The sequence below is a fragment of the Paraburkholderia ginsengisoli NBRC 100965 genome (assembly GCF_000739735.1).
Lineage (GTDB): Bacteria > Pseudomonadota > Gammaproteobacteria > Burkholderiales > Burkholderiaceae > Paraburkholderia > Paraburkholderia ginsengisoli.
Genome location: NZ_BBJF01000019.1, coordinates 47,858 through 60,737, shown reverse-complemented (window position 1 = coordinate 60,737; position 12,880 = coordinate 47,858). Strand labels below are relative to the sequence as shown.

Genomic DNA, 12,880 nt, shown 5'->3' with positions numbered 1-12,880 from the left:
AACATGGTCAGCGGTCACACCGTGCGCACGCCGATCACCGGCATTTCGTCGATGGCCACGCGCCAGGTGCTGGCCGAACTCGCCGCGACCTACGAGCGTTTGTCGGGACAACCGGTCGCGATCGAGTCGGTCGGCGGCGTTGATGCGGCTCGGCGCATTCAGGATGGCGAAGCATTCGATATCGTCGTGCTGGCTGCGGACGCGCTCGATCGCCTGGCCGCTGCCGGTTGCGTCGATCCGGCCAGCCGGGTCGCGCTCGCGCGCTCGGGCATTGCCATGGCCGTCGCTGCGGGGCAACCGCATCCTGACGTCAGGACCGAAGCGGCGCTGCGCGATGCGGTCCTCGGCGCGCGTAGCATTGGCTATTCGACCGGTCCTAGCGGCACGCATCTGACCCGCCTGTTCGAGCGTTGGGGCATCGCGGAAACGATCGCGTCACGGATCGTGCAGGCGCCGCCCGGTGTGCCGGTCGGCGCACTGGTCGCACGCGGCGACGTCGCACTGGGTTTCCAGCAACTGAGCGAACTGATCCATTTGCCGGGCATCGATGTGATCGGTGCGCTGCCGCCCGAGGCGCAGTCGATGACGGTCTTTGCGGCCGCGATCTGCACGCTGTCGAATCAGCGCGAAGCCGCGCAGGCGCTGCTGGCGTTTCTGACCTCGCGCGAGGCCGATGGCGTCAAGTCCGGAAATGGAATGGAGCCGGCGTGAGCGCAGTACACCGCGTGCTGCACCGGCACTTTAATGCTTCAATGCAAATACGTCCGACCTGGCGGATTAATGCGGTGAACTGTCTGAAACAGTCCGCGTTGTTGTGATTGGCTTTTTGCGGCTAATTGGCGCGGTGCCGGCTCCGTCTTTGCGATCCTCTCACGCCCGGCCTCGCGCCGGTTAGCATCGTTATTCGCGAACGTTGGCGGAATAACGACGCTTGTTCCGTACTCTCGCACTCCGGCCAATTCTGAATTCATTGGCGCATGTTTGAATGCGGATGAAAAAGATAAAAGCGCCGAAAAAGACGTCGAAAATCAGAGCGCAGTGGCGCGCGTGAACCCTCACGACGCAGGCCTAAAACCAACTTATTCGGGCACGCCACTGCTGCCCTGGCATTCGCGCCAGCTTCCGTTCCTACCGGTAATGCGCTCCAACGGTGCATGACGCACCGACCTGCGGCGGTCGTTTCGGACGCTTTCGGCAAAAGTACCCGAATCTATAAGGGTCGAAGTCGCAAAGTTTGCGCGTATCCAATCCTCTGATCATCCGCAGAAAGTCTGATTTTTTGCGAAGCTATAAATTATTAGCAATATTTATACTTTTTCTTTAAAAAGTACCGTTTCTTCTGTGCCTGTCCGGTCAATGCGGGTACGATTCACCCCGGTCAAGGCGTTTGCAGGAAGAATTTGCTGACAGAGGCAGGGCGCGCACCCGCGAAGTGAAACGTTTGCGCGGCGCGCGACGGCCGATTTTTGGCAGCAGTGGCCTTTTGTTCCGGACCGTCGTCCTTGGTTATCAAACACGAGTGACGCACGCATGGGCTCATCCTGGACGGTGGGTCATGCCCGTCCGTTGGATTGCCGCGTTTCATCGAACTCCGCGTTCGGAAGTTAATCGAGCTATCAGGCTCTGCTCGACATGCACTGGAAGGACTCTTATTAACCAGTGACGCGAATTGGAGATGCATTTCCAATTCGACGACCCATTAGAACCTCCAAAAATTGATCTTTTGGATTTTGATCGAGATATTTCTCGACAGTGGAAATAATTTGCCATGCTAAAACGACGTCGGTTTATTGGTTGCCTGACAGCACTCGGTGGGAGTTATCTTTTGAGCGCCTGCGGTGGCGGCGGCTCTGAAGACGGTAATAGCGGCAGTACGTCGGCATCGGCCGACAGCAAGGCGACGGCGCATTCGAGCGCCGCCTCCGCGAGCGGTACGGCGATTCCGCCGGCGGCTTCCATTACGGATAGCGCGGGCGTCGTATGGACTCTCTCGCAAGGTTCGGTCTGCAAGAACGGGGTGAAGGACACCGGCACGTACAACGTGTCGATGGTGTTGTGGTACAACGGGACCATCTATCACGAAGGGACCGGCGGGCAGTTCTATTCATGGAACGGCTCACACTGGGCGGGCTGCAACGACCCGCGTCTGGGCGGTACTTCCGCGGACGGCACGACGCTCCCCTCGTCGCCGTACATCATCGACAAGACCGGCGCAATCTGGACGCTCGTCAACGGCGTCATCTACAAGAACGGCGCGACCGTCGGCAACACGTATAACGTGTCGCTCGTTCTCTGGTACGGCGGCAAGATCTGGCATTGCGGCACGGGTGGACAGTACTACGTCAACGCCGGTGTGGCCGCTCAATGGCTGCCGTGCAGCGATCCGCGCATTGCCGTAGCGCCAGGCGCGGGGATGTTCTACGGTATCAACGGCCACTACGATTACACCTACACGCCCGAACAACTCGTGTCGATCCTGAAGGGTATGGGTTGCACGAGCTACCGCGTCGGCTGCACGGACGACCCGAACCAGTTGAATGCCGTGGTCAAACTGGCGCAAGCATTCCAGGCGGCGGGACTCAAGCTGCTTGTCCTGATCGATCAGGGCGTCTATCAATCCGGCACTACTCTGTTTGCCAGCGAATCCGCTGCGTATAGCCGCGGTTTCACGGTCGGCAAGGCGGTGGCGGGCGCGTTGCAGCCGTACGGCGTGACGATCTACGAATGCGGCAATGAGTTGACCCGGCAAGGCGCGACCGTGATGGACTTCACGTATGCGGGTACAAAAGCGATCGACTTCAACAATGCGAACTGGCCGATCATGCGAGGCGTGATGCGCGGGATGATCGACGGCGTGAAGTCGGTGCAGGCTTCCGCGAAGTGCGGTATCAATTTCTGCGTGGCGGATATCGGCGCGTCCGACGCGTTGTGGGACGGCATGCAGCCCGACGGCAGCGGCGGCTATCCGAAGGTGCGCTGGGACATCACGACATGGCACAACTATGAGGTGTATGGCGACATCTTCAACGTCGGGTCCGACGGTGCAGGTCCGGGCTTCGATCTGCCGACCTATTGCAAGGCGCGCTATGGCGTGCCGTTCATCATCACCGAGTGGAATACGGGCCCTGAGCAGACCGAGGCCTATCGCGGCACTTACATCACCGGCAGATTGGGCGCTTTCTATCAGGCGCGAAAGACCCACAACATCCAGTCGGTGATGTACTACGTACTCGACAGTGGCGACAATACCTACGGCATTATGACGAACGGTGTCGCGTTGAATCCGTCCTACAGTGCTTTCACGAGCTTCACGGCGGCCAATCCGGACAACTAGCCCGGTGGGTTCTCCAGGCGGAAGCGCGAGCCTTTCCTTGGCATTGCCGAGGGAAGGCTCGCATGCTCACGTGAGCAGCTTTCCCCATTCGTAGTCGATACGGTCCGGCGTGAATGGCAATACGCCCGCGCCGGGCGTGAACGTCAATTCGCCGAAGTAGACGTGGTTGTCCGGTGCGTATAAGTCCACGCGGACATAGTCGAAGTCTTCGGAGAGGGCGGCGGCGGCATCTAGCACCGACTCCAGGTTCGCGGGGCGAGGAGCCGGTTTGGCGCTGCGCTTGTAGAAGCCGATCGCGATGTCGAGATGATTCCAGTTGGCGTCATATACGTCGCCATGCGTCGCGCTTCCAAATCTGTCCGATATCACGAGTATGTAGAGGATCGGCGGTCCCGCTTGTCCACCAAAGCAGTGCACCTTGAAGTCCGCCGGTATCTGGCCGCGTGCGTCGAGCAGCAGGTGCTCGAAGAAGATGCGCGGCTTGATGGTGCAGTAGTGCCGCTCCCGCGCAATGTCGTAGAAATCGATAGCCAGCCATTGCTCGGCGCGACGCTTCAGCTTCTCGAAAGAAGTGTCGGATTTGTCTCTCACCACTTCGACGAAACTGCTGCCGTGATTCGCCTTCATGACGAAAGCATTCGGGAGCGCATCGAAGACTTCGCGCGTGAAGACCTCCGGCGTCGCGACGAGCGGTATGAGATGCTCCGCGCCTATCTTCGCGGCGATGTATTCGCGGACCCGAAGCTTATCGGTCAATTCGATGTAGCGGGGATCGGGCCTGAGATTGCGCTGCAGGATCTTCTCATTGAAGGTCACGGGGCGAACCAGATTCGGATAGCGGCCGATGCACTTATGATGCAACAGACTCAGGAAAAGAGAGTCCGGTAGCAGTGTTTTCGCCGCCTCCTTGATCCGTTTGATCGTGGGGACCGACCGCTGCGGTAGCTGGTAAGGATCGATCGCTACGCGGCTCGCCTCGGCGGGTACCCTATCTTCAGACAACGTGGCTTCCTTATGCCTCGGAGCGGATGCGGGGGCATCCCCGTCGAACGGAGCGGACTTGATAGTCGTCATTTTTCATCCCTGACTGGGCGGCATCGCGAAGCTGTAGTGAGAGTCTCAAGGAGCTTCTCGCACGGTCTCAGTTGCGGCATTCCAGCTTTCCTCGGGAGCCGCGTATCGCTCTTCGGGCTCGAAGTGTTGCCGAGCTCGAAACTGCGTGGGCGACATGCCGTACCGCTCCTTGAACAGCCGCCCCAAGCGATTGCCATCGCCCATCCCGCATCGCCGTGCAATCTTGTCGACGGGCAGATCGGTATTCCTGAGCATCGCGGAGACAACCTCAAACCGCGTACGCAATAGATATTCGAGTGGGGTCATACCGAACTCGCATTTGAAGCGGCGCTGAAAATTGCGCTTGCTCATCGCGGCGGACTCCGCTGCCTGAGCGACCGAGATCGCCTTGCTGTAGTTCTCCTTGATCCAGCGTGCCGACTCGCGGACTTTTTCGGTCGTCGTGGTCACGTTTGCGTCGTCCAGTTCCGACTTGTTTTGCTCAACGTGACTTGCTTGCAGAACGCGCGCTACCTTTCGCGCCGTTTCGGAACTCAGATCGCGCTCGATCTGCGAAAGTGCCAGGTCGGTCGGTGTTACATTGCTGCCGGAGCGGATCGCATTACTGCTGTCATCAAAAAGAAAGATAGGCACGGTCGATTGCAAGGGGTTCCTGCATACCACCGCGAGGTTCGCACCTTGCTGAACACGAAAGGACGCAATGGACCCCTGCAGTGAAATCCATGCGAGAAAGCGATCGTTGGATTCCGCAATTTCTGTCGCGTCACGACACGCGACGAAGAAGGCGTGGAAATCGGCGAGGCTATAGCGTTGGAGACTTTGCGTCCAGATCGAAATGCTGGACGAGCTGGTGACCAGGCCCCCTGCATCCGACAGCACCGAAAGTCGATAAGGCGGCTCTTCGCCTTCGGCTTTCTCGAACTCGTTAGCAAGACGAAATGCGTCGCCGATAGCTCCTGTGGTTGCCATCGAACATTCCTGGAAAACCAGAAGACCAATGTGTTTCATCGCTGTCAGTCCATTCCGACGCTATTCACGTCCGACGTAAGCAAATCGGTGGAAGTCATCAGGCTGAGTTCCCGGACAAGCTAATCACTCTAGTAGCGAGATTAACGCATCGAAATTGACTGAGCGAACTTGGCCGGTGTTCGCGGGTGTTTTGGCGTAATCGTCATGATCGGAGAAATTCTTACCTCGCATTCTGTGAAAAAGCGTTCTAACATGTATTTCCACCAGAAACTTTTTCCGTAGCTAAAGCGCAGGATTGTTGTGAATGGTGCCTCGTGCGAGTACCTTTCATTCGATCCGGTAAGGGCTGTAGCCGGATAAGCGCTATTAAATCGGCATTTCGCGTAGAAGAGGCCATACGGCGATCGGCTTATCGTATTTGGCCTGACCCGTATAATTCTGTTACATCAATTGCAGAAAGCAACAAGGCTTTCTGCAAGCCGCTGCATGCGTAATCGCCTCCACATAATCGGCCATTAACACCCGAATTTATGCCGACGTTGTATTGATGCTTTTTCAACGGGCTATGCTTCACCGCAACATCGAGAGAGAAATAGGCGAGTTGAATTGGACTATTTCCGACTCCGCATTATGAGTAATGCTCTTTAACGCGCCATCGCCCGGCTTTGGCGACGAGATGTCAAATTGTTGTCCTCCCGGATCGCCGGATTTGTATTTGTCAGGTTGAATGCGTTGCGCGAGATGACTGGTGCGCGTTCACGTGAAGGCTTGCCCACAGCGGCGTGCGGGGCTTGCGTCGAGCGTGTCGCGTCGGGCATTCCCGGCGTAAGGCTGGACCGTCCGGCGTTCGCATACATAGAGATCGACCTACGGGGCTAGCGTCTGACTGGCGAATGGATAGCCATGTCGGACGCGAGCGATTGACCGCGGGCTTTTCTGTCGAACTACCTGTGCAGTGATAGGGCGGCGTCATCAATGCCACCGAGATCCCAATTCGTTACTTCTGCTTTTGCGGTGGGGGCCAGCAATTACATAACAGTCAATACGTCGCAATTTTCTTCGCGAAATGATGAAAGCTTTTCGTAGCACGAATGATCGAGCAGTCTGAATTTGTCGAGGTCGTCGGTGGAAGGAAGTTGCGTTGCTGGCGATGTAGTCATGGTGTGGAAGACAGGCAATTGGCCGTAGCGTCCTCCGTCGTTCACGCGGTCCCGAACGCGGTTCTCCGACCCACTCTAACCCAGCACGTCGCTCCGAGGTGCTGCCGGTCAATGCCATACCCACCCTGGCCGGCGGCGGTTGCAGATCGCGAACTGGTGGTGCAGCAGAGCAGTATCGAATCGCTACTCTGCCCATCGAACATGGAAGGATCAACCGGTGGATTACTACCCTCTAAATTCGCTCTCTCCGGCTGCCGGTATCGAGCGTGGTCAACTCAGCGTGAGGGGGATGCTCACGCTGATGCGCGATCACATCTGGGAAATCATTGTCACGATGGCGGTTGTTCTGACGCTGGCGGTAGCCTATCTACTCATCGCCACGCCGATCTATTCCGCCGACGTCCTCGTGCGCGTGGACCCGCCCGAGCCGAATGCGCTTGGTCTCGCGTTGCAGAGCCAGGACATGCTGCCGCAGCCTGCGCCGTCTTCTGTGACTGAAATGGCCGTGATGCAAAGTCGCTCGGTACTCGATCCGGTGATCGACAGATACCGCTTCGATGTATCGGTGAAGCCGCACAAGGTGCCGATTCTGGGCGACATTGCCGAGAAGTTCGCCACGCCCGGAGAGCCGTCGGCTGCGTGGCTGGGATTGAAGTCTTTTGCGTGGGGCGGAGAGCGCGTTCAGATTGGCTCTCTGGAAGTACCGCGAGAACTCGAGGAAGAGAAGCTGACCCTCGTGGCTCTGGAGAACGGCGCATACGAATTGCTCGGACCGTCGGATCAGTTGCTCGTCAGAGGCGTGGTGGGTACCCCGGCCGTGGAGAACGGCGTGTCCATGCTCGTGAAGGAGCTGGATGCGCGGCCCGGGACGAAGTTCCAGGTCATTCGCTGGAACGAGCTCGACGCGATCAAGCGCTTTGGCGAACTGGTGAAAGTCAGCGACAAAGTGAAAGACTCGGGTCTTCTGCAAATAGAGTACGCGGACAAGAGTCCGGATAAGGCGACCGAAGTCGCCAATGCGTTGGCGCAGCAGTACCTCGCCACAGCAATTGCCGGCCGGCAACTTAACGACACGACCACGCTCGCGTTCATCAAAGGCGAACTTCCGCGGCTGCTCGCGGATCTGCGCAAGACGGAGGACGATCTCAAACACTTCCGCGCGAATTCGCAGTCGATGCAACCGACGACCGAAGCGCAAGCCTATCTGCAGGGCGGCCTGGATATCGACCGGCAGATTGCCACCCTGCAATTGCAGCGCACGCAACTGCTCGAACGCTATACGGCGAACAGCCGCTGGGTGCAGAGTATCGACACGCAACTGACGCAATTGCAGGACGCGAAGGCGAAATTCGACAGCCATTTCAGTGGCATGCCGTCGTCCGAGCGCGAGAGCGTCGATCTGCTTCGGGCGCAGAAAGTGGCGGAAGCGATTTACCTCGGGATGGTGCAGAAGGCCGAGCAATTGCAGGTGCGGCGCGCCAGCACCACGGGGGGCGCGCATATCATCGACCGGGCAATCAGGCCTCACCGTCCGGTCAAGCCGCAACCGGCCATCGTGCTTTCGGGAGCCTTGCTGCTAGGTCTCGTTTCCGGCGTCACGCTGGTGTTCATGCGCCGCCATGTGATGACTGGCGTCACCGACCCCAAGTACGTGGAGCGCCGCATGAGCGTGCCTGTCTTTGGGGAGATTCTGTTCAGTCAACAGCAACTGCTGCTCGACCGGGTTTCCGCTGGTGTGGTCCGAAAATCGCTGCCCGGTTTGGGAGGGCGAAGCACGCTGCCATTGCAGAAGGCGTCGCCCGAACTCCAGTTTCGCGCCGATGCGGCCGCAATCGGTAATGCGGGTTCTTTGGATGGCGACAACAGCCTGATTCTGGCCTCGCGTTTTCCGCACGACACGTCGGTCGAGGCGCTTCGTGCCGTACGTACCGCGATGACGCGCGATCTCACGCACGCGCGCAACAACATCCTGATGGTTATCGGGCCGACGCCTTCGGCGGGTAAGAGTTTCGTGGCCGCCAACCTCGCGATCCTGCACGCGGAAATCGGCTCGCGGGTCGTGCTGATCGACGCCGATATGCGCCGCGGCCATCTCGCGTTGCTGTTCCACGGCAGCAATCGTGGCGGACTGTCCGAAGTGCTCGCGGAGCGCATGCCTTTGCGTAACGCATTGCGCCCGACCCACCTCGAAGGCTTGACGTTCCTGTCTTGCGGCATGCGCCCGGAAAACCCCGCGGCACTGCTCATGAAGCCCCGGTTCAAGGAGGTACTGGATCGGCTTGCTGAGCAGTTCGATCTGGTGATCATCGATACGCCTCCGTTTCTCGCGGTCACGGACGCATCGATCATCGCGAGTGAGGCGGGCGCATCCCTGCTCGTCCTGCGTTCGGGAATGCAGAGCGAGGAAGAAATCGCGGATACGATCAAGAAGATGGAACGCGCCGAAGGGCGCATTGCAGGCGCGGTCTTCAACGGCATTCCGTTGAGGCGAAGTACACGCAATTACGGCTACTCGACGAACTACGCGAGCGATATCGGCGATCTGGAAACCGCGCATTGATCTTGTCCTGACGTGAGCGAGTGCAGTCCGTGCTGTTTCGTGACGGTGTTCAACGGAGAACCCGATGACCTTTGCAATCAACGGAAAGTTCACATCGCAACCCGTCACAGGTGTTCAACGGGTTGCGTATGAACTCACGAGAGCCATGCAGATGCGCGCCATTCCCGGCGATGAACTGGAGGTTTTCGTCCCGCAGAATGCGGTCGAACCGGGCGTGCTGCTCAAGCGGCAGCGGCGTTTTCCGTGGCTGCGCGGCACGCTGTGGGAACAGATCACCCTGCCGATTGCGGCGCGGGGCATGACGCTCCTGAATCTGTGCAACACCAACCCGCTGTTCAAGCGCGGACAGGTCGTGATGGTTCATGACATGGCGATCTACGACGTCCCGCAAGCCTTCTCACGGAAATTTCTGCTCTGGTACCGGGTTTGCTTTGCGGTGCTGCCACACACCCGGCCGATGATCCTGACGGTTTCTTCGTTCTCGAAGTCGCGCATTTGCCATCACCTGAAAATCGATGAATCGCGCGTCACGGTGGTGACGCCCGGCGCGGATCATCTCGATCGGGTCGCATCGAATCCGGAGGTATTGAACCGCCTTGGGCTCGTGAAAGACACGTACTGTGTGATCGTCGGCAGTCTCGATCCGAGAAAGAACCTGCACCGGGCTCTGAAAGCGATCGACAAACTCGGCCATCTCACCGACGTGAAGTTCGTCATCGTGGGTGGCCGGAATCCGCGCATCTTCAGTAGCGAAGGCGACGGGAAGCCGGCATCGTCGAAGCAGGTCCTGTGGGCCGGTTTCGTCTCGGACGGCGAATTGAAGTCCTTGTACGAGAACGCGGGTTGCCTCATTTTTCCATCGTTGTATGAGGGCTTCGGACTGCCGCCGCTTGAGGCGATGTACTGCGGCTGCCCGGTCATTGCCTCTTCGCACGCATCGATACCGGAAGCGTGCGGCGATGCCGCGATGTATTGCGACGCGACTTCGGCTGACGACATCGCCGCAAAGATCGCGCAGATGATGAGCGACGCGGAATTGCGCCAGCGTCATCGCGCGCTGGGCTTGCTCCACGCTCACGAGTTTCGCTGGGAACAGTCGGCGCAGAAAGTGCTCGAGATTCTCTACGGCCACACCGGTGACCGCTTGCCGGATCTGACGCCGCGCGCGTCGACGAGTTAGGCATGTTTCTGGGTCGGCGGATGGATCGCGTCGTGAGGAGTGCCGGCAGACGGCATGCGTTGCGCACACTTGCGGCGCTCGCCGGCGCGACGATACCGCTGGCGCGCGCGAAGAGCGTGCTCGCGTTGGCGTCCGATGCGCGGCCCGCAGGCGCGGGCACTCGCAGGATTACCGATTTGATCGGCTCGAACGGCTGGCCTGGATCGGCGGGCGATGTCCAGATGTGGCGCGCGATGGGCATCAGTTGGGGACGAGATTCAGTGGGACCTGGCCAGCCGCACGGGCCGGGAGACGCGATGCGCGTCGACAGGACCGGCTTCGCATTCGATAGCGATCTGCCGTCGGTACTGCTTCGAAATGATCGCAATGGGATTGGCTCGCTGCTGCTGCTCGGTTACACGCCGAAGTGGAATGCCAGTGTGCCGGGAGATTCGAATTCGGCGCCTGTGGATGAGAAGGCGTGGACGAGCTATGTCGACGCGGTAGTGCGGAAGTACTCCGCACCGCCGTTCAACCTGCGCCATTTTCAGATCTGGAACGAGGCGGCCGGCAAGTTGTCCGGCGGTTTGCAGCAATCCACGTTCTGGCATGGCCCGGACTTCGACACCGACCAGAAGCGTGCGAAGCCGTACGAGCGTGCGATGCAGGACTACGTGGAGCGCATTCATATTCCGGCGGCGCGCATCATCCGCAGTTACCGCGCGTATGTCGTGTATGGCGGCTGGCCGGATCAGGGCGGGCTCGGCAACTTCCGGAAGTGGCTGGAGTACAGGAGTCCCGTGTTAAAGGAGCGCATGCTCGATTGGGTCGATTACCTCGACACGCACTACCTGTCGGTTGCCGATCTCGATCCTTTGTATCAGCAGTACGTGAAGAACGGTCCCGCGCGAGGAATCTGGCAAACGGAAATCGGTAACGAGTACATGAAGGATCCGCATTACGTGGCGCGCTATTTCTTCGACTTCGCCGTGTGGGCATTGGGTAGGAACTGGGACGAGCCGGACAAGTACCTCTCGATGATCTATCACTGGGACGGCTATGAACCTTTTCGTCTCACGCATCGAGGACCGCCCGAGCGGACTTACAACGTATCGGGCCAGAGTCTGATCGTGCTTCGGCAAACCGTCAGCGGCTCGCTTGCCGGTTTTTCGAAGCCGTTGCAGTTCGGTTCTGGCGCCTCGGGAACCGCCTTGCTGTCCGGCAACGACGTCGTGATGCAGGTCAGGGCGGACCCGGGCTGGCAAACAGTGTTCGTGCCGGGACTCCTGCCGCTGTCGTCGCGCGTGACGCAGGTCGAGGTGATCGATGCACTGACCGGCGCGTCAAGTGCTCGCGACGACGTTGCGTTGACGTGGGACGACAGGTTGCTGAAGGTTCGATTCAAGGTGCCGGAACGAGTCAACGGTGCCGGCAACAATCCGCCGAAACACCTGGCTTATGTCGTCATTCGGCGAGCCGCGTAGCAAGGCGATCGGGCGGGGTGGCGCTCGATCCGGTTGACGCGGGCGGGTTGGCTGTGTGTGTCGTCAGTTTCACGGTTGCCGGATGCCGGCGGACCGAACTTTTGAATAGCGCCGGGAAATTATGAACCACGTCACTGTCGTGATTTGCAATTACAACTACGAGCACTATCTGGCCGAGGCGATCGATTCGGCGCTCGCACAGGACTATCCGGGAACGGAGGTGATGGTCATCGACGATGGCTCGACCGATGGTTCGCGAGCCATCATCGAAACGTACGGCACGCGCATTTCCGCCATCTTCAAGAAGAATGGCGGTCAGGTGTCGGCGTACAACTACGCGATCGCGGTACTCGAAACGGAATACGCGATCTTCCTCGATTCGGACGACGTGCTTTACCCGAGCGCGGTTTCCGAAGTGATGCGGCTCTTCGCGGACGGCGCATGGGCGAAGGTGCAATTCCAGCTCGACGTGATGGACAGTGTCGGCAGGTCGATCGGCGCGTATGTGCCCCATAGCGAACCGCCGCACGATTGCGGAAAGCTGCTGCGCGGCGGTTGGCTGTATCCGTCGCCTCCCGCGTCGGGGAACGCCTATCGTGTGAGTGGGCTCCGGCGTGTTTTCCCGGTGCCGGAGGAGGGCATTAACCGCTATGGCGCGGACTTCTATGCAATCTACGGTGCGGCATTGACGGGTCCCATTGCGACGGTGCCGAAGGCGCTCGGCGGCTACCGCGTACACAACGCCGACAGCGAGACCGTCTCGTTCGCCAACTCGGAGCAGCTCAACAAGGCGCCGAGGGCTTTCAACCTGCGCTGGGAGATCCTGCGCAATATCGCTCGTGCACGACTGCAGATCGAACTGCCGCCCGCCTTTCACGACTTTTCGCACGAGAAGGCGACCTTCTGCTCGAGCGTTTATCAGGCGACGCTTTTGAGCCGCTGGCGCTGGATGATGCGCGACTCTCGCGGCTACTTGCATACGATCGTCGCGAATCCGTTCTGGAGCGTCAAGAAAAAACTGGGCACGCTCGCGCTTTCAGGTTTGTGTCTCTTCCCTTACTCGCCGCTGTCCGACTTTGCGGTGCGTTATATCTCCAACCCGCTTGCGCGCCGTCGCGTGGCTGGGCGCTAATGTCCAGT

At 59.3% G+C, this 12,880-nt stretch carries 8 protein-coding genes; 6 read left to right on the top strand and 2 right to left on the bottom strand.

Translation table 11 applies throughout. The features are described 5' to 3' along the window. The first annotated feature begins 3 nt into the window (after positions 1-3). Both BGI01S_RS23750 and BGI01S_RS23745 read left to right on the top strand, forming a co-directional pair. The gene (locus BGI01S_RS23750) at positions 4-711 is read left to right on the top strand and encodes a substrate-binding domain-containing protein (RefSeq protein WP_042328535.1); all 708 of its coding nucleotides are present in this window, start codon (positions 4-6) and stop codon (positions 709-711) included. A gap of 1,057 nt (positions 712-1,768) precedes the next feature. After that, the gene (locus tag BGI01S_RS23745) at positions 1,769-3,334 is read left to right on the top strand and encodes a hypothetical protein (RefSeq protein ID WP_042328534.1); all 1,566 of its coding nucleotides are present in this window, start codon (positions 1,769-1,771) and stop codon (positions 3,332-3,334) included. Positions 3,335-3,400: 66 nt separating this feature from the next. On the opposite strand, the gene BGI01S_RS23740 is transcribed toward BGI01S_RS23745, so the two are convergent. Then, positions 3,401-4,408 (bottom strand): ATP-grasp fold amidoligase family protein, encoded by a 1,008-nt coding sequence (locus BGI01S_RS23740; protein WP_042328533.1) that lies wholly within the window; start codon positions 4,406-4,408, stop codon positions 3,401-3,403. Positions 4,409-4,453: 45 nt separating this feature from the next. Next, the gene (locus BGI01S_RS23735) at positions 4,454-5,377 is read right to left on the bottom strand and encodes a helix-turn-helix domain-containing protein (RefSeq protein ID WP_174447438.1); all 924 of its coding nucleotides are present in this window, start codon (positions 5,375-5,377) and stop codon (positions 4,454-4,456) included. Between the two features lie 1,377 nt (positions 5,378-6,754). Between BGI01S_RS23735 and BGI01S_RS23730 the strand changes: the two genes are divergently transcribed. The 4 genes from BGI01S_RS23730 (at position 6,755) to BGI01S_RS23715 (ending at position 12,872) form a co-directional block, all read left to right on the top strand. After that, on the top strand, positions 6,755-9,097 hold the full coding sequence (locus BGI01S_RS23730; RefSeq protein WP_174447437.1) for a polysaccharide biosynthesis tyrosine autokinase: 2,343 nt from the start codon (positions 6,755-6,757) through the stop codon (positions 9,095-9,097). Between the two features lie 64 nt (positions 9,098-9,161). Next, positions 9,162-10,277 (top strand): glycosyltransferase family 4 protein, encoded by a 1,116-nt coding sequence (locus BGI01S_RS23725; RefSeq protein ID WP_042328529.1) that lies wholly within the window; start codon positions 9,162-9,164, stop codon positions 10,275-10,277. A gap of 20 nt (positions 10,278-10,297) precedes the next feature. Next, a complete protein-coding gene (locus BGI01S_RS23720; RefSeq protein ID WP_174447439.1) occupies positions 10,298-11,740 on the top strand; it encodes a hypothetical protein in 1,443 nt (480 codons plus the stop codon). 121 nt (positions 11,741-11,861) lie between these two features. Then, positions 11,862-12,872 carry a glycosyltransferase family 2 protein gene (locus BGI01S_RS23715; protein ID WP_042328528.1) on the top strand — a complete coding sequence of 337 codons (1,011 nt, stop codon included), beginning with the start codon at positions 11,862-11,864 and terminating at the stop codon, positions 12,870-12,872. Positions 12,873-12,880: the final 8 nt, after the last annotated feature.

What these genes read in the sequence shown, in the direction of transcription:
- BGI01S_RS23750 (WP_042328535.1), top strand. Translation starts at nt 4, where the DNA reads ATGGTCAGCGGTCACACCGTGCGCACGCCGATCACCGGCATTTCGTCG.
- BGI01S_RS23745 (WP_042328534.1), top strand. Translation starts at nt 1,769, where the DNA reads ATGCTAAAACGACGTCGGTTTATTGGTTGCCTGACAGCACTCGGTGGG.
- BGI01S_RS23740 (WP_042328533.1), bottom strand. Translation starts at nt 4,408, where the DNA reads ATGACGACTATCAAGTCCGCTCCGTTCGACGGGGATGCCCCCGCATCC.
- BGI01S_RS23735 (WP_174447438.1), bottom strand. Translation starts at nt 5,377, where the DNA reads ATGGCAACCACAGGAGCTATCGGCGACGCATTTCGTCTTGCTAACGAG.
- BGI01S_RS23725 (WP_042328529.1), top strand. Translation starts at nt 9,162, where the DNA reads ATGACCTTTGCAATCAACGGAAAGTTCACATCGCAACCCGTCACAGGT.
- BGI01S_RS23720 (WP_174447439.1), top strand. Translation starts at nt 10,298, where the DNA reads ATGGATCGCGTCGTGAGGAGTGCCGGCAGACGGCATGCGTTGCGCACA.
- BGI01S_RS23715 (WP_042328528.1), top strand. Translation starts at nt 11,862, where the DNA reads ATGAACCACGTCACTGTCGTGATTTGCAATTACAACTACGAGCACTAT.